Origin of the sequence: Rhizobium sp. PvP014, from assembly GCF_017876855.1 — a bacterium.
GTDB classification, from domain to species: Bacteria; Pseudomonadota; Alphaproteobacteria; order Rhizobiales; family Rhizobiaceae; genus Neorhizobium; species Neorhizobium soli.
The window spans coordinates 2873211-2890738 of sequence record NZ_JAGIOT010000002.1; the positions used below are offsets into that span (position 1 = coordinate 2873211).

General features: G+C 61.0%; 15 protein-coding genes. 8 read left to right on the top strand and 7 right to left on the bottom strand.

What is annotated here, in order from left to right; genetic code table 11:
- Positions 1-159 precede the first annotated feature (159 nt).
- The 3 genes from pnp to J3A65_RS18395 all read left to right on the top strand — a co-directional run bounded on the left by pnp (position 160) and on the right by J3A65_RS18395 (position 4123).
- On the top strand, positions 160-2292 hold the full coding sequence (pnp, locus tag J3A65_RS18385) for a polyribonucleotide nucleotidyltransferase (RefSeq protein ID WP_092664060.1): 2133 nt from the start codon (positions 160-162) through the stop codon (positions 2290-2292).
- A gap of 92 nt (positions 2293-2384) precedes the next feature.
- The gene (locus tag J3A65_RS18390) at positions 2385-3392 is read left to right on the top strand and encodes a class I SAM-dependent methyltransferase (protein ID WP_092664058.1); all 1008 of its coding nucleotides are present in this window, start codon (positions 2385-2387) and stop codon (positions 3390-3392) included.
- 83 nt (positions 3393-3475) lie between these two features.
- Positions 3476-4123: a tetratricopeptide repeat protein gene (locus J3A65_RS18395; RefSeq protein WP_209902699.1), complete on the top strand. Its 648-nt coding sequence runs from the start codon at positions 3476-3478 to the stop codon at positions 4121-4123.
- 7 nt (positions 4124-4130) lie between these two features.
- On the opposite strand, the gene fabI is transcribed toward J3A65_RS18395, so the two are convergent.
- The 3 genes from fabI to fabA are packed head-to-tail and all read right to left on the bottom strand — an operon-like array spanning position 4131 to position 6727.
- Positions 4131-4937: an enoyl-ACP reductase FabI gene (fabI, locus tag J3A65_RS18400; RefSeq protein ID WP_209902701.1), complete on the bottom strand. Its 807-nt coding sequence runs from the start codon at positions 4935-4937 to the stop codon at positions 4131-4133.
- 4 nt (positions 4938-4941) lie between these two features.
- Positions 4942-6165, bottom strand: a complete 1224-nt coding sequence (gene fabB, locus J3A65_RS18405) for a beta-ketoacyl-ACP synthase I (RefSeq protein ID WP_062454249.1) — start codon at positions 6163-6165, stop codon at positions 4942-4944.
- Between the two features lie 46 nt (positions 6166-6211).
- Complete coding sequence (gene fabA, locus J3A65_RS18410) at positions 6212-6727, bottom strand: 3-hydroxyacyl-[acyl-carrier-protein] dehydratase FabA (RefSeq protein ID WP_062454248.1); 516 nt, start codon at positions 6725-6727, stop codon at positions 6212-6214.
- A 306-nt stretch (positions 6728-7033) separates the two neighbouring features.
- Between fabA and irrA the strand changes: the two genes are divergently transcribed.
- On the top strand, positions 7034-7450 hold the full coding sequence (gene irrA, locus J3A65_RS18415; RefSeq protein ID WP_062454247.1) for an iron response transcriptional regulator IrrA: 417 nt from the start codon (positions 7034-7036) through the stop codon (positions 7448-7450).
- Here the strand turns inward: irrA and J3A65_RS18420 are convergent.
- Complete coding sequence (locus J3A65_RS18420) at positions 7447-8100, bottom strand: trimeric intracellular cation channel family protein (RefSeq protein ID WP_062578498.1); 654 nt, start codon at positions 8098-8100, stop codon at positions 7447-7449. The two genes, irrA and J3A65_RS18420, sit on opposite strands and share 4 nt — an antisense overlap.
- Positions 8101-8221: 121 nt before the next feature.
- Between J3A65_RS18420 and J3A65_RS18425 the strand changes: the two genes are divergently transcribed.
- The gene (locus tag J3A65_RS18425; protein WP_092664052.1) at positions 8222-8686 is read left to right on the top strand and encodes a hypothetical protein; all 465 of its coding nucleotides are present in this window, start codon (positions 8222-8224) and stop codon (positions 8684-8686) included.
- A gap of 18 nt (positions 8687-8704) precedes the next feature.
- Here J3A65_RS18425 and J3A65_RS18430 read toward each other — a convergent pair whose 3' ends face one another.
- The 3 genes from J3A65_RS18430 to J3A65_RS18440 form a co-directional block, all read right to left on the bottom strand.
- Positions 8705-9493 (bottom strand): YdcF family protein, encoded by a 789-nt coding sequence (locus tag J3A65_RS18430; protein WP_209902703.1) that lies wholly within the window; start codon positions 9491-9493, stop codon positions 8705-8707.
- Positions 9494-9560: 67 nt separating this feature from the next.
- Positions 9561-10772, bottom strand: a complete 1212-nt coding sequence (locus tag J3A65_RS18435; protein WP_209903609.1) for a TIGR03862 family flavoprotein — start codon at positions 10770-10772, stop codon at positions 9561-9563.
- Between the two features lie 16 nt (positions 10773-10788).
- A complete protein-coding gene (locus J3A65_RS18440; protein ID WP_209902705.1) occupies positions 10789-14415 on the bottom strand; it encodes a hydantoinase B/oxoprolinase family protein in 3627 nt (1208 codons plus the stop codon).
- A 197-nt stretch (positions 14416-14612) separates the two neighbouring features.
- Here J3A65_RS18440 and J3A65_RS18445 point away from each other — a divergent pair, with 197 nt between their 5' ends.
- From J3A65_RS18445 to J3A65_RS18455, 3 genes are read left to right on the top strand one after another with little or no spacing between them, the layout of a single operon-like run.
- The gene (locus J3A65_RS18445) at positions 14613-15197 is read left to right on the top strand and encodes a TRAP transporter small permease (RefSeq protein WP_209902707.1); all 585 of its coding nucleotides are present in this window, start codon (positions 14613-14615) and stop codon (positions 15195-15197) included.
- A 3-nt stretch (positions 15198-15200) separates the two neighbouring features.
- Positions 15201-16514, top strand: coding sequence for a TRAP transporter large permease subunit (locus tag J3A65_RS18450; protein ID WP_209902709.1), 1314 nt, complete (start codon positions 15201-15203; stop codon positions 16512-16514).
- Between the two features lie 20 nt (positions 16515-16534).
- Positions 16535-17518, top strand: a complete 984-nt coding sequence (locus tag J3A65_RS18455; protein WP_092664043.1) for a TRAP transporter substrate-binding protein — start codon at positions 16535-16537, stop codon at positions 17516-17518.
- Positions 17519-17528: the final 10 nt, after the last annotated feature.

Consider the following 17528-nt stretch of genomic DNA (forward strand, 5'->3'; position numbering starts at 1 on the left):
ACCAGGGATCACTCAAAGACCCTGATCAGACGTCGACCACCGAAGTCGCCGACCCGAAGCCTCCCGTTGTCTTGCCCGTGATCTGTCACATCGATTGCGGTCGACTATGCACTGCGCCGGCTACGGCACTGCGCGTGCTCCCGCATTAAAGGACACCATATGTTCAATACCCACTCCGTCGAAATCGAATGGGCAGGCCGCCCGCTGAAGCTTGAAACGGGCAAGATCGCCCGCCAGGCTGACGGCGCGGTTCTCGCCACCTACGGCGAAACCGTCGTTCTCGCCACCGTTGTTTCGGCCAAGTCGGCCAAGCCCGGCCAGGACTTCTTCCCGCTGACCGTCAACTACCAGGAAAAGACCTATGCCGCCGGCAAGATCCCGGGCGGCTATTTCAAGCGCGAAGGTCGCCCGTCGGAAAAGGAAACGCTGGTTTCCCGCCTGATCGACCGTCCGATCCGCCCGCTCTTCCCGGAAGGCTACAAGAACGAGACCCAGGTCGTCGTTACCGTCATCCAGCACGACCTTGAGAACGATCCGGACGTATTGTCGATGGTTGCAGCCTCCGCTGCCCTGACGATCTCGGGCGTACCCTTCATGGGCCCGGTTGGCGGCGCACGCGTCGGCTACATCAACGGCGAATACGTTCTGAACCCGCATCTCGACGAGATGGACGAGTCGGTTCTCGACCTCGTCGTTGCCGGCACCCAGGACGCCGTCCTGATGGTCGAGTCGGAAGCCAAGGAACTCAACGAAGAGATCATGCTCGGCGCCGTCATGTTCGGCCACAAGGGCTTCCAGCCGGTTATCGACGCGATCATCAAGCTCGCTGAAGTTGCCGCCAAGGAGCCACGCGATTTCCAGCCGGAAGATCATTCCGCGCTCGAAGCCGAAATGCTGCAGCACTTCGAAGCCGAACTGCGCACCGCCTACAAGAACACGCAGAAGGCTGAACGCTACGCTGCCGTCGACGCCGTCAAGGCGAAGGTCAAGGCACACTTCTTCCCAGAAGGCGTAGAGCCGATGTACCCGGCCGAAGTCATCGGCGCGACCTTCAAGCACCTGCAGGCGAAGATCGTTCGCTGGAACATCCTCGACACCAAGAGCCGCATCGACGGCCGTGATCTCGAGACCGTTCGCAAGATCGTGTCTGAAGTCGGCATCCTGCCGCGCACCCACGGTTCGGCCCTGTTCACACGCGGCGAAACCCAGGCGATCGTTGTTGCGACGCTCGGCACCGGCGAAGACGAACAGTATGTCGATAGCCTGACCGGCATGTACAAGGAACGCTTCCTTCTGCATTACAACTTCCCTCCCTACTCGGTTGGTGAAACCGGCCGCATGGGTTCCCCAGGACGTCGCGAAATCGGCCACGGCAAGCTCGCATGGCGCGCTATCCGTCCGATGCTGCCAACGGCTGAACAGTTCCCGTACACGCTGCGCGTCGTCTCCGAGATCACCGAGTCGAACGGCTCGTCCTCGATGGCAACCGTCTGCGGCACCTCGCTCGCTCTGATGGACGCTGGCGTCCCGCTTGCAAAGCCTGTTGCCGGTATCGCCATGGGCCTGATCCTCGAAGGCGAACGCTTTGCCGTTCTCTCCGACATCCTCGGTGACGAAGATCATCTCGGCGACATGGACTTCAAGGTTGCAGGTACCGTCGACGGCATCACCTCGCTGCAGATGGACATCAAGATCGCCGGCATCACCGAAGAGATCATGAAGGTCGCGCTCGGCCAGGCACAGGGTGGCCGCAAGCACATCCTCGCCGAAATGGCCAACGCCATCACCGAAGGTCGCTCGGAACTCGGCGAATTCGCACCGCGCATCGAAGTGATGAACATCCCGGTCGACAAGATCCGTGAAGTCATCGGTTCGGGCGGCAAGGTCATCCGCGAAATCGTCGAAAAGACCGGCGCCAAGATCAACATCGAAGACGACGGCACCGTCAAGATTGCCTCCGCCTCCGGCAAGGAAATCGAAGCGGCCCGCAAGTGGATCCATTCGATCGTTGCTGAACCGGAAGTCGGCACCATCTACGAAGGTACCGTTGTGAAGACCGCCGACTTCGGCGCCTTCGTCAACTTCTTCGGCGCCCGCGACGGTCTGGTCCATATCAGCCAGCTCGCTTCCGACCGTGTTGCCAAGACCCAGGACGTGGTCAAGGAAGGTCAGAAGGTCTGGGTCAAGCTGATGGGCTTCGACGAGCGCGGCAAGGTTCGCCTGTCGATGAAGGCCGTCGACCAGGCCACCGGCCAGGAAGTCAAGAAGGCTGACGGCGAAGCTGCCGAATAAGCCCTCGACCTATCGAGAGATCGAGGCGCGGAAGGAATAACTTCCGCGCCTTTTTTGTTTTCACCGACGACACGACCGCCCGAGATCCGATCATGACCCGAGAAGCCCTGAAGACCCTTTTCCATCCCTTCGCCACCGACGCGATCCAAACGCCCGGCGAGGGTGAGCGCATACTGTTTCTGGGTGCGGAAGCGGGCAATGCCCTGCCTGACGGGTTTGATGCCGAGATCACGGCCATCCAGCCGTTCCGGCCACTGTTCCGCAGCCTGCGCGACAACGCGTTTCCCGAGCCCGAGGGCGAGGATTACGACGGTGCGCTTGTCCTGTGCGGCAAGCATCGCGGCGAAAACGAAAACCGCATCGCCGAAGCGCTTGCGCGGGTGAAGGTCGGCGGAGTTATCGTCGTTGCCGGCGGCAAGGAAGACGGTATCGCACCCATTCGCACGATGCTGCTGAAGCTTGGTATCACGCTGGACTACGCGCCGAAGTATCACGGCGTTGCCATCTGGTTCGGCCGGCCGGAAGATGCGTCTGGCGCGATCCAGGCACTGAAAAAGACGGCCGTGACGGTCGACGGTCGCTTCCAGGCCGCTCCCGGCATGTTCTCGCATGACCGCATCGATCCGGGCTCCGAACTTCTGGTAAGCCGCTTCCCGACTGATTTCGACGGCAATGCCGCCGATTTCGGTGCCGGCTGGGGTTATCTTTCGGTCATGCTGGCCGAGCGTTCGCCCCGCGTGAACCGTATCGACCTGTTCGAGGCCGATCACCGGGCGCTGGAATTTGCAAAGCAGAACGTTGCGCATAACTGCCCGGATCTCGAAGCACGCTTCTTCTGGCAGGATCTGGGAACAGAGCCGCCGAAGGAAAAGTACGACCTCGTCATCATGAACCCGCCCTTCCATGAGACGCAGGCTGCGGATCCGGAACTGGGCAAGACGATGATCCGCACGGCTGCAGGCGCGCTCAGAAGCGGCGGCAGGCTGATGCTGGTCGCCAATCGCGGCATGCAATACGAGCCGGTGCTCGAGGAAGCTTTCCGGGAATACGGCGAAACCTGCCGCAACGCCCGCTTCAAGATCCTGTGGGCGAAGAAGTAACGCCGCCCCTAAATATCTAGGATTGCCCGCCCCGATAGCTCGAATGCACACTGAAGTTGCGTTCGAGCTGTCGGGGTTTTTGTATGAAAGGCGTTGTTTCAGCACTTCTGCTCTTGATCGCCACTGAAACGGCGAGCGCCGAAGAGCGACGCGCTAGTGTTCGCTTGACCTGGGAATGGTTCAACACCGCGGAAACCTATCGCAAATACAAGGTCAAAGGGCCGGATGACCTTCGCATCGCCGCGCATTACTTCCGGCTCGCGGCTAGGAACGGCAACGCTGCGGCGGCATACAAGCTCGGTCAAGCTTATGAGATAGGCTCCGGTGTGCCACTCGATCTTCCGGAAGCGCTTCGCTGGTATCGCCAGTCCGCCGACGCTGGCGATATGCATGCAGAGCTGAAGGTCGGCTGGTTCTATCAGAAGGGCTTGAGCCTGCAGGCTGATCCATCACGGGCCGTCGAATGGTACGAGCGCTCCGCCAGCAAAGGCAACCTGTGGGCCTATCATATGCTGGCCTTCATGCTGATGGACGGGGAGGGGGTCGCAAAGGACCTTGCCCTTGCGCAGCGCTATTTCGAAAAGAGCCTGCCTTTCACGCACGATCACTGGGCGCAGCTGAAGCTTTCGCAGTTGATCAGAGCGAGTGATCCACGGCGCTCAAGAGAACTGCTCAAGCAGTCAGCAACCGCCGGCAATGCGGACGCGATTCGTGAGTTGAACTCGTACTGAGAGCGCCTTACTGAGCGTCGGACTTCCGCAGTCTGTCGATGTTGGGCAGTGAAGTGATGCTGTATCCTGCGTCGACGTAATGCACTTCGCCGGTCACACCACGGGAGAGATCCGACAGTAGATAGAGCGCGGAGCCGCCGATGTCCTCGATCGTGGCAGTGCGGCGCAACGGCGCGTTCTGCTGGTTCCAGGCATAGATTGCCCGTGCATCGGAAATCCCGGCGCCGGCAAGCGTGCGCACGGGGCCTGCAGAGATCGTGTTGACGCGGATGTCGCTCGGGCCGAAATCGGCGGCCAGATACCGCACCGAAGCCTCAAGCGCTGCCTTGGCAACGCCCATCACGTTGTAGTTCGGAATGACCCGCTGCGAACCGTTATAGGTCAGCGTCAGGATCGAGCCGCCATTCGGCATCAGGGCTGCGGCGCGTTTGGCGATCTCGGTGAAGGAAAAGCAGGAAATCACCATCGTGCGCGAGAAATTCTCTCGCGTCGTATCGGCGTAGAGGCCCTTCAGCTCGTTCTTGTCCGAGAAGCCGATGGCATGAACGAGAAAGTCGATCGTGCCCCAGCGTTCGCGCAGCGCTTCAAAGGTCGCGTCGACCGACGCGATATCCTCGACGTCGCAGGGCACCACGAAATCCGAGCCGAGTTCGGCGGCAAGCGGTCTGACCCGCTTGCCCAGCGCCTCACCCTGATAGGTGAAGGCGACTTCCGCACCCTGTGCCGCGACCGCCTTGGCAATTCCCCAGGCGATCGAGTGGTTGTTGGCAACGCCCATGATCAGGCCGCGCTTGCCCTGCATGATCCCGGACATCAAATTATCCGTTATGACGCTGGAAGACGAGCGTAGCGTTGGTGCCGCCGAAGCCGAAGGAGTTGGAGAGCACAGTGTCGATCTTGGCATTGTCGATCCGCTTGCGAACGATCGGTACGCCGTCAAATTCCGGATCCAGCGTCTGGATGTGCGCGCTTTCACCGATAAAGCGTTCCTGCATCATCAGAAGGCCGTAGATGGATTCCTGCACTCCGGCACCGCCGAGCGAGTGGCCGGTCAGAGACTTGGTCGACTGGATGTGCGGGATCTTGTCCTTGAACACTTCGCGGATGGCGCCAATTTCCTTGGAATCGCCAACCGGTGTCGAGGTGCCGTGGGTGTTGATGTAGTCGACCTCACCTTCCACGTTGGCAAGCGCCTGACGCATGCAGCGGATTGCGCCTTCGCCTGATGGTGCGACCATGTCGTAGCCATCGGATGTTGCGCCGTAGCCGGTGAGTTCCGCATAGATCTTGGCGCCGCGCGCCTTGGCATGCTCCAGTTCTTCAAGCACGAGAACGCCTGCACCGCCGGCGATGACGAAACCGTCGCGGTCGGCGTCATAGGCGCGCGAAGCCGTTGCAGGCTGGTCGTTGTACTTGGAGGACATGGCGCCCATCGCGTCGAACAGGTTCGACATGGTCCAGTCGAGGTCCTCGTGGCCGCCGGCGAACATCACGTCCTGCTTGCCCCACTGGATCATCTCAGCGGCATTGCCGATGCAATGCGCAGACGTCGAGCAGGCCGACGAGATCGAGTAGTTGACGCCGTGGATCTTGAACCAGGTCGCAAGCGTTGCCGACGCTGTCGAAGACATCGCCTTCGGCACGGCAAACGGACCGATCCGCTTCGGGCTGTTGTTCTTGATCGTCGTCTCGGCCGCTTCGATCAGGGTGCGGGTGGAAGGACCGCCCGAACCCATGATGATGCCGGTGCGCTCGTTCTCGCTGTAATCCTTTTCCTCAAGTCCGGAATCGGCCAGCGCCTGCTTCATCGCCACATGGTTCCACGCTCCGCCCTGGGAGAGGAAGCGCATGGCGCGGCGATCGACGAGTTCCGTCGTATCGATGTTGGGCTTGCCCCAGACCTGGCACTTGAAGCCGTGCTCGGCGAAATCCGGCGAGAAAGAAATACCGGACTTTGCCTGCCGCAGGGACTCGGTGACTTCGGCTGCGTCGTTACCGATCGAGGACACGATACCGAGCCCAGTGACAACTACCCGTCTCATTTCATCAAACCTTTGTTGTTTTCGACAGCTGCGCTTTTCAAGCAGTTCAGGCGGTCTTTTCCTTGGACAGACCCACGCGGAGGTCCGTCGCCTGATAGATGGTCTCGCCATCGGCCTTCAGCCAGCCGTCGGCGGTGCCCAGCACGAGGCGACCCCTCATGACGCGCTTGAAGTCGATGCCATATTCCAGAAGCTTGGTGTCCGGGCGGATCATGCCCTTGAACTTCACTTCGCCGGTCGAAAGCGCCATGCCGCGGCCGGGTTCACCCAGCCAGCCCAGGAAGAAGCCGGTCAGCTGCCACATGCCGTCAAGGCCAAGGCAGCCCGGCATGATCGGGTTGCCTTCGAAATGGCAGGGGAAATACCAGTCGTCCGGACGCACGTCGTATTCAGCGCGGATGTAACCCTTGTCGAAGGCGCCGCCGGTTTCCGAGATCTCCGTGATCCGGTGGACCATCAGCATGGGCGGCAACGGCAGCTGCGCATTGCCGGGACCAAACAGATCACCGTGGGCGCAAGAGAGGATTTCTTCGTAGCTGAAGCTGGACTGTCTGGTGGACATGAATTTCCGTTTCCCCCCGTTTGAAGCTTTTGTTTCCCAAGCTTTAGAGCAATATGGGCCGAAATTGAAGTCTTGCCATGACAACACAGGTGCTGTCTGGGGAAGACTGCAGCTGCGGAAGCATCGCATTCAGGTCCGCATATAGGAAGCGGAGAGCGCAAACCAGTGGTAAAACACCGAAAATTAGCGTTTTTGCCGACCGCGGAAGGACGTATTAAGGGACACTATTGAAAGAATTCATCTTAAAAGTTATATCGGAAATCAGATTAGATCCCGTGTGACAAAACGGTTGGAGCCGAAGCACATATGGCGGATGCCATGCCGAACATCGAGATTAGATTGCGCCATTGCGGCCTTCGACCGACGAGGCAGCGTGTCGCGTTGGCGGATCTGTTGTTTGCAAAGGGTGATCGGCATCTGACGGTCGAGGAACTGCACGCGGAAGCCACGGAAGCCGGCGTGCCGGTCTCGCTCGCCACCGTCTATAATACCCTCCACCAGTTTACCGAGGCAGGCCTCATCCGCGTTCTCGCGGTGGAGAGCGCACGCACCTATTTCGACACCAATATTTCCGATCACCATCACTTCTTTGTCGAAGGGCGCAACGAGGTTTTGGATATCCCGATCAGCAATCTGGAAATCGGCAATCTCCCGGATGCGCCCGAGGGCATGGAAATCGCCCATGTCGACGTCATCATCCGGCTGCGCGAAAAGCGCGGCTAATCCTTGGCCTTGCCCTTGATCGCCTCGTCTGCCGGTCGCCCCGGCCGCGACTTGTAGCGTGGCAGCGTCCAGCCGTAATGGATCGCGCCGCCCCGCAAGGCGAAGGCGACACATACCCCGAAGCCTGAACTGACATATTGCGGAAAACCGAGCGCTTGTGCCGCCGTGAACGCGCCCGCGCCGGCGATCGCGGCCGTGATATAGATTTCCGAGCGCAGCAGCACGGAAGGCTCGTTTGCGAGAAGATCGCGCAGGATCCCGCCGAATGCCGCCGTCAGCGCGCCGGTGATGATCGCGATCGTGGGTGATCCGGTCGCGGCCAGGCCCTTGGCCGCACCCAGCACGGTGTAAGCGGCAAGGCCCACCGCATCGAGCCAGATCAGCAGGCGATAGCGCCATTCGACCCGGTGTGCCGTCAGGTAGACGAGAACGCCGGTTACGACGCAGATCAGGATATAGGTCGGGTCGAGAACCCAGAAGACCGGGGTACGGCCAAGAATGATGTCACGCACCGTGCCGCCGCCGAGCCCGGTCACGGCTGCAAAGAACAAAAACCCGATGAGATCGAGCTCCTTTCTTGATGCCGCAAGCGCACCGGTTGCGGCAAACACCGCGATGCCGGCATAATCGAGGATCATCAGCAGGGACATTCCATTCTCCAGCGTCGCGCAAGTGCATTGCTCTAGATGATCACGCTAACAACGGCAACGGCATCTCCGGTCAGGTCCGATGATGTCATGAACAGATGATTTGAGAATATGGGTAGGTGCGGTGAATAAGGTCTTGATACTTCTGGTCGCTCTCGTCCTGCTGCCGACCTTCGCGTCAGCCCAGCAGAAACTGTTCAGCGATCCGGAAGTCACGGAAAAGAGCCATTTCCAGAAAACCTGCGGAAAAGTCGAGTTCGGTCCGGGCTTCGTCAAACGTTTCGACATCAACAATGATGGCATAACGGACGTCGTCACCGATCACAGCGACCTGACGTGCGACGGCGTTCGCGGCCCCAAATGCAATGCAGATGGCTGCCCGCAGAACTTCTACGTCCAGGCGAAGGAGGGCGGCTATATCATGATCGCCACCGCCCAGATCTATGGCTACGATTTCGTCCAGTATTTCGGCAACATGGTGTTCATGCTGCAGATGCATCCGCGGTTCTGCGAGCGCACCGATGCCGCGCCCTGCGTCATGAGGGTCCGCGTCCGCGGCGGCCGTTTCGTGACGATCTCGAAACAGTAATCACGGCCCCTTTAGGGATCAGGGCGCCTTGATGCTGTCGATACGGCCCGCGAACCTATAGCCGAGAACGGCCATCCACTCCCGTGCAGCCGTCGCCGTCAGCTGCGCATTGAGCGCCGGCTGGGTAAAATCGAGCTTGGCGGCTAAGATGCCGCTGGTGCGAAAGTCGGTCGGCCACGGGCGAACCTGAATGCCCGCCTTCTGAAACAGGGCGACGGAACGGGGCATGTGGAAGGCCGAGGTGATCAGCGCGCAATCGCTGAAACCCTGCTGTTTCAGGATGTCGGCCGTATTCTGCGTATTCTCGTAGGTGGTGCGCGACGTGTTTTCCTTCACTACCCGGTCCGGTGCTATGCCGAAGGCTGTGAAGAAGCGTTCGGACGCTTGCGCTTCGCCTTCATAGACGCCGCTGAACGACCCGTCGCCGCCGGAAATCAGGATGCGCGACTGCGGAAATTGCAGCGCCAGCCGACCCGCTTCGATAAAGCGGTCCGCCGCCTGGTTGAATTCGATGCCACCCCGCGCCGCCGTCACCTCGCTCTCGAAGGCGCCGCCGAGAATGATCATGCAGGAGAGGTCGGCAGGATCGGTTGCCGGCTTGGCGTAGCGAGCCTCGAGAGACTGCAGCGCCAATGCGCCCGCCGTCGTATAGAGCGTGACGAACAGGGTGAGCGCACTCAGAAGTGCCGAGATGCCGGAAAGCTTCCGCAGGCCGAAAAACGCGAAGAGAGCGGCAAGCGCCGAAAGCAGGAAGGCGATGGAAAGCGGCTGCGCGAGCAGCCAGATCAGCTTGGAAATGAAAAACATGGACCGTCGTCTGTTTGAGTCCCGGCCAGTCTATCCTGTCGCGGGCCGATGGTGAACGCAGCAGCAGTCACTCTGTCTTGAGATAGGCTTCAACGCCGCGCGCTGCGGCAAGACCCGTGGCAAAGCAGGCAGTCAAAAGATAGCCGCCGGTCGGCGCTTCCCAGTCCAGCATTTCGCCGGCCGCGAACAGACCCGGACGCCGCTCCAGCATGAAGCCGCTATCGAGCTCGTCCCAGGCGATGCCACCGGCCGAGGAGATCGCTTCCGCAATCGGGCGAGGACGCAGCAGCGGGATCGGCAGCGCCTTGATCGCCCGCGCCAGATCCTCCGGCGGCATCCGGTTCACATCCGGTATCAGCTCGCGCAGCAAGGCCGCCTTGACACCGTCGAGGCCTGCACCCTTGCGCAGCCGGTTGGAAAAGCTCGCTTTCGCATCCTGCCGCGAGAGGTCGCGCACGAGACGCTCAAAGCTGCGGCCCGGCACGAGGTCGACATCAAGAGCCGCCTTTCCATCCCTGTTGATCAGCTCACGCAGGACTGCCGAATGCGCATAGACAAGGCTGCCTTCGATCCCGTGTTTCGAAATCACGAACTCGCCCTGATAGGTGCCCGCATCCGATCGCGTCGAGACGGATTTGAGCGGTGCCCCGGCAAAACGCTCGACGAACACGTCGCTCCACGCAACGTCGAAGCCGCAATTGGCCGCCTGGAACTCCGTTACCGCAATCCCCTCGGCCTTCAGCCACGGCACCCAGGCCGCATCCGAACCCAGCCGTGGCCAGCTTGCGCCACCAACCGCCAGAATGACCGCATCCGGGCGGATGAGAAGGTCGCCATCAACAGTTTCAAATCGGTAACCGCCGCCTTCGAACCCCGTCCAGCGATGGCGGGTCTTCAGCACCACGCCCCGATTGCCCAGTCGGGCAAGCCACCCCCGCAGCAGTGGCGATGCTTTCATGGCAACCGGAAAAACCCGGCCCGACGTTCCGACGAATGTTTCCGTTCCGAGCTCCTGTGCCCAGGCGCGAACATCCGATGGCGTGAACGCGTCAAGCGCCGGTTGCATCCGCGACGAAGACGAGCCGAAACGACCGGAAAACCGGCCAAAATCCTCCGCATGGGTGATATTGAGCCCGGATTTTCCGGCCAGCAGAAACTTCCGCCCGAAGGTCGGCATCGCCTCGTAAACGGTCACCGAAAATCCTGCGGCGGAAAGATGCTCCGCCGCCATCAGTCCCGCCGGCCCACCGCCTATGATCGCAACCTGTCTGGTCATGATCTCCGGTTACGGCAGATCACGCCGTTTTGCCATAGCCCCCAGCCGTCGGCGTGGTCACGGTCACCGCTTCGCCCGCCTCAATCACCGTCTGGGCGCAGCCCTGAAGTGTCTCGATCGAGCCGTCGAGCCTGCGCACGGTGGTCATCCCGAGTTCGCCCTCTCCGCCGCCGTCAAGGCCGTGCGGGTGGAGCGTCCGATGCGAGGAGAGGATGGCGCAGTCCATCGTTTCGAGAAACCGGATCGTCCGCTTTGTGCCGTCGCCGGCCGCAAACTGACCCTGTCCGCCGGACTTGTCGCGGATGTGGAAATCTTCCAGCAGCACCGGATACCGGGTCTCCAGGATTTCCGGATCGGTGAGACGCGAGTTGGTCATGTGCACATGGACAGCGTCGGTGCCGGCAAAGCCGCTACCGTCGTTGAACCGGCCGGCCGGCGAACCGGAGCACAGCGTCTCGTAATACTGGTAGGTGGCGTTGCCAAAGGTCAGGTTGTTCATCGTCCCCTGGCTTGCCGCGATCGCACCCAGTGCACCGAACAGCGCATTCGTCACGTGCTGCGACGTTTCCACATTTCCGGCAACGACCGCTGCCGGATATTGCGGCTTGAGCATCGAACCATCTGGCACGATGATGCGGATCGGCTTCAGGCACCCGGCATTCATCGGGATCGAGCTCTCCACCATCACGCGGAACACGTAAAGAACAGCTGCGCGCGTCACAGGCTCGGGCGCGTTGAAATTGTTCTTTTTCTGCTCGCTGGTGCCGGTAAAATCGACCGTCGCCTCGCGCTTTTGCCTGTCGATGGTGATCTTGACCTTGATCGTGCTGCCCTGGTCGGTCGCGTAGGAAAACTCCGCATCACCGAGCTTTTCCAGAACGCGGCGGACGCTTTCTTCCGCATTGTCCTGGACGTGGCCCATATAGGCCTGCACGACATCGAGCCCGAACTGCGCGATCATCCGACGCATTTCGTAAACGCCCTTTTCGTTGGCCGCGATCTGCGCCCTGAGGTCCGCGACGTTCTGTGCAACGTTGCGGGCCGGGTAGGGATGGTCGGACAGGAGGTTGGTGATGCCCGCCTCGTCGAACCGGCCGCGGTCGACCAGAAGCACGTTGTCGAACAGCACGCCCTCCTCGTCGACGGTCGTCGCCAGCGGCGTCATCGATCCCGGCGCTGTGCCGCCGACATCGGCATGGTGACCGCGCGACGCGACGTAGAACAGGATTTTCTCACCCGCGTCATCGAACACCGGTGTCACCACGGTAATATCGGGCAGATGCGTTCCGCCATTGTAGGGCGCGTTCAACGCGAAGACGTCGCCGGGACGGATCTTGCCCTGGTTCTGCGCAATGATGCTTTCGACGGAGCGATCCATCGATCCGAGATGGACTGGCATATGCGGCGCATTGGCGACCAGCGCGCCGTTCTCGTCGAACACGGCGCAGGAGAAATCCAGCCGTTCCTTGATGTTGACGGACGACGCCGTGTTCTGCAGCGTCACGCCCATCTGCTCGGCAATCGACATGAACAGGTTGTTGAAGACCTCGAGCAGAACGGGATCGGCCTGGGTGCCGACAGCCTTGGCACGCGAGAGCGTGACGATACGCTTCAGGACGACGTGGTTGAGCCGGGTCACTTCGAAAGCCCAGCCGTCCTCGATCACGATGGTCTGGTGCGGCTCGACGATCAGGCAGGGACCGCTCGCGCGCGCACCGGGATTGATGTCGGCGCGGCGATAGACAGGTGCCTCGCGCCATGCGCCGGTGGAATAGAACCGCGTGTGCTCCGCAGCCGTTGGAGCTGCTTCGTCCAGCGCAAACTCGGGCTCCGATGCATCGGCACCACCGCCGATCGCCTCGACCTCGTAGGCCTCGAAGATGATTTCGCGGTTCTCGAAGATAAAGCCGAACTGTTTCCGGTGGACAGTCTCGAACGCGGCCGTCATCTCGGCGGCATCTGTCACTGCGACCGAGAGGGTCGTATCCGTTCCCTGATAGCGAAGATGAGCACGGTGCAGCACCTCTGTCTGCGCTCGATCCACGCCCTGCGAGCCCATTTCCGCAAGCACGCTTGTCGACAGTTCGTCGCGAACCGGGTCAAGCGATGCCAGTGCTTCGGCAAGCGGCCGCGAGACCGTACGCTGGCGGGTAGCGCGGATATCGGCGAGACCCATCCCGTAGGCAGACAGAATGCCGGAAAACGGATGGATCAGGACCGTCGAGATCCCGAGCGCGTCCGCCGTCAGGCAGGCATGCTGACCGCCGGCGCCACCAAAGCAGGTCAGCGCATAATGCGTGACGTCGTAACCGCGCTGAACGCTGATCTTCTTGACGGCATTGGCCATGTTCTCGACCGCGATGGCAAGGAAACCATCCGCCACCTGTTCCGGCGTTCGGCCATCGCCGACCACCGTCGCCATCTCTTCGAAGGCTTTTCGCACGGCGGCCGCATCCAGCGGCTCGTCGCGGTTGGGCCCGAAAATCCTAGGGAAGAGTTCCGGGGAAAGCTTGCCGAGCATGACGTTCGCATCGGTGACGGTGAGCGGGCCGCCACGGCGATAGGCTTTCGGGCCAGGATTGGCGCCGGCGGAATCCGGGCCGACGCGGAACCGGCCGTTTTCGAAATGCAGGATAGAGCCGCCGCCGGCTGCGACCGTGTGGATCGACATCATCGGCGCGCGCATCCGCACGCCTGCGACTTCGGTCTCGAACGAGCGTTCAAGCTCTCCGTCATAGTGAGAGACATCGGTGGATGTGCCGCCCATGTCGAAGCCGACCATTCTGTCGAACCCGGCAAGTCGCGAGGTTTCGACCGCGCCAACGACGCCGCCGGCCGGGCCTGACAGGATTGCGTCCTTGCCCTGAAACAGTCGTGCCGCGGTAAGGCCCCCAGACGACTGCATGAACATCAGCTGGGGTCCCTCAGAACCGGCAGTCTCCGCATCCGTGCCAAGCTCGCTCGCCACCTGATCGACGTAACGGCGCAGGATCGGTGAGAGATAGGCGTCAACGACGGTCGTGTCGCCGCGGCCGACCAGCTTGATCAGTGGCGAAACCTCATGGCTGACCGAGACCTGAGCAAAGCCGATCTCACGGCCGATCGTTGCAACGAGCTGTTCATGAGCCGGATAACGATAGGCATGCATAAAGACGATAGCGATCGCACGGTAGCCCGCATCGAACTGCGCCTGAAGGTCCGCGCGCACCGTCGCCTCGTCCGGCTCCGCCTCGACTTCTCCGTCGGCACGCACGCGTTCGTCGACTTCCACGACCGCCGTGTAGAGCAGTTCGGGCTTCACGATCTTCTTGGCAAAGATGTCGGTTCGGGCCTGATAACCGATCGCCAGCGCATCTTTGAAGCCGCGTGTGGTCACGAGCAGCGTCCGCTCGCCCTTGCGCTCCAGCAGCGCGTTGGTAGCGACGGTCGTTCCCATCTTTACGGCGCCGACCAGTTCGGCGGGTATCGGCTGCCCGGCTTCGACCTGCAGCAACTCGCGAATGCCCTGCACCGCGGCATCGCGATAGGCTTCGGGATTTTCCGAAAGGACCTTGTGGGCCACAAGTGTCCCATCCGGCTTGCGCCCAACGATATCGGTAAATGTACCGCCGCGGTCGATCCAGAAGTCCCACTTGTCCTGCGCCATGCAATGCCCCCGTAACGATCGATTTGAGGCCACGAGAACATTTCGTCGATAAAACGTCAATGATCGATTGACAGGAAAATGCCCAGTACGGCATCATGCCTTTATAACAGGCAAAGTGGCCAGAAGAGCCGCGCCGCAGAGGCAACCGAGGGGAAGCCATATGAGCGATCTACGCATTCTTGTGCGGAGGGCAAACTGTGTCCACCGTTGATCCACGCCACAGCATCTTCCCCGAATGGCTCCGTAAAGGGTTGGACGGTTTGTACCTCGTGTCCGGCTGGCTGGCCGGGCTTTTCCTGATCGCGATCTTCCTCATCATGCTCGCGCTTTCCGCAGGTCGCCCGCTTGGGATAGACGTTCCGGCCGGCGACGATTTCGCATCCTGGGCAATGGCGGCGTCTGCCTTCCTCGGTCTCGCCCATACATTCCGCTCCGGCGAAATGATCCGCGTCGGCTTGCTGGTAGAAAGGTTCACCGGCCGTACCCGCCAGATGGTCGAGATTTTTGCCCTGCTGGTTGGGTCCGCCGCTGCCCTCTATTTCGCCTGGTACGCTTTCGACATGAACGTCACCTCGTGGCGGTTCAACGATCTCGCCCAGGGGGTGATCGCCATGCCGCTTTGGATCCCGCAGATGGGTTTTTCCGGCGGCCTGATCATCCTCGCTGTCGCCATGACGGACGAGCTTCTGCACGTGCTTTTCGGTGGGGCGCCGCGCTATGAAAAGCCGCCTGCCGAAACCGCCGAAGAAGTGATCGAACGCGCAATGCAGAGCGGGGCCTGAAGCATGGGAACGATTGAACTCGTTGAAATCGCCGGCGTCGTCCTCGTCGCGCTGCTGGCGCTTCTTGCCGCCGGAGTCTGGATCGGCTTCTCACTGCTCATCTGCGGCCTGATTGCCATGCTTTTCGTGCCGGGCATCCCGTTTGGGGCGGTGCTGGCCACCAACTCATGGAGCAACGGCGCGTCCTGGTCGCTGGCGGCGCTGCCGCTGTTTGTCTGGATGGGCGAAATCCTGTTCAGGACAAAGCTGTCCGAAGAGATGTTCCGGGGTTTGGCACCCTGGCTTGGCTGGCTGCCGGGCAGGCTCATGCATGTCAACGTTCTCGGATGCGGCCTGTTCGGCTCGATCTCCGGTTCCTCGGCTGCAACCACGGCAATGATTGCCAAAATCGCCCTGCCGGAATTGAAGAAGCGCGGCTATGACGAAATGGTCAGCCTCGGCTCGCTGGCCGGTGCCGGCACGCTCGGCATTCTCATTCCGCCGTCGATCACCATGGTCGTCTATGCGGTCGCCGCCAACGTCTCTATCATCCAGATCTTCCTCGCCGGCTTCCTGCCGAGCCTGATCGTGATGGTCCTCTATTGCGGCTATATCGCCATTTGGTCGCTGCTCAACCCCGACAAGCAGCCGCCTGCGCCGCCGAAGATGAGCTTTAAGGAGAAACTCAAGGAATCGGCGAACCTCATTCCGGTCAGCCTCCTGATCATCCTCGTCTTCGCAACGCTGTTGCTCGGCTGGGCAACGGCGACGGAATGTGCGGCCTGGGGTGTGGCCGGCTCGCTCGCCATTGCCGCCTGGTCGAAAACGCTCAGCTGGAAATCCTTCTGGGACAGCGTCATGGGCGCGACGCGTCTCACCTGCATGATCATGCTGATCCTGACGGGTGCCGGCTTTATGTCGATCGCCATGGGATATACCGGAATTCCAAACGCGCTGGCTGCCTGGGTCGATAGCTTCAACCTTAGCCCTTACGCGCTGATCGCCGTGCTGACGATCATGTATATTCTGCTCGGTGCGGCACTGGATGGTCTTTCGATGATCGTCCTCACGACGGTTGTCGTTCTGCCGATGATTGAGCAGGCCGGCTTCGACCTCGTCTGGTTCGGCATCTTCCTGGTGCTGATCGTCGAGATGGCGGAGGTCTCGCCCCCGGTCGGGTTCAATCTCTTCGTCCTGCAGACGATGAGCGGGCGCGATAGCCTCACGGTGGCAAAAGCCTCGCTGCCATTCTTTTTCCTGCTTGTGGCGACCGTCGCCATCATTACGGTTTTCCCGGAAATCGTGATGGTTCTGCCGAAAATGGCATTCCCGGGTTAATCACAAAGAGGGAACTGAAAATGAAGGTCACTGGAAAACTCGCCCGCCTCGGCATTGCCGCAGCCGCGCTCCTCGCGTCCACAGCATCGTCTTTCGCAGCCAACTGGGTCCTGCCGTCCGCCTATCCACCGACCAACTACCATGTCGAGAACCTCAACCAGTTCGCCAAGGACATCGATGCGGCCACTAAGGGTGAGCTGAAGATCACCGTTCATCCGAATGCCTCCCTCTTCAAGGCCCCCGATATCAAGCGCGCGGTCCAGACCGGCCAGGCGCAGGCGGGCGAAGTGCTGCTGTCGCTGCACGAAAACGAAAACCCGGTCTTCGGGATCGACGTCGTGCCGTTCCTGGCCACCAGCTTCGAACAGTCCAAGAAGCTTTACACAGCGTCGAAGCCCGCTATCGAACAGGCGCTCGACAAGCAGGGTCTGAAACTTCTCTACACCACGCCATGGCCGCCGCAGGGCGTCTTTACCAAGAAGGACGTCAACAGCGTTGCCGACCTGAAAGGTCTGAAATGGCGCGCGTATAATGTCGGCACGTCGCGGATTGCTGAAATGGTCGGCGCCCAGCCGGTCACCGTCCAGGCCGCCGAACTGCCGCAGGCTCTGGCAACCAGTGTCGTCGATGGCTTGATGACCTCCAGCGCCACGGGCGTCGACAGCAAGATCTGGGAATCGCTGACCCACTATTATGACACCCAGGCCTGGATCCCGAAGAACGTCATCTTCGTCAACAAGGCTGCGTTCGCAGCCCTCGACGCCGCCACGCAGAAAGCCGTGACGGATGCGGCTGCGGCTGCAGAAACCCGCGGCTGGTCGATGGCCGCCGAAAAGACGGCGTCCTACATGGAAACGCTGAAGAAGAACGGCATGCAGGTTCTGGAACCAAGCGCCGAACTGAAGACCGGCCTTTCCGCAATCGGCGCCAAGCTGACCGAGGATTGGTCCAAGAAAGCCGGCGCAGATGGCGCCGCCATTCTGGACGCCTACAAGAAGATGTGATTTCGGAAGC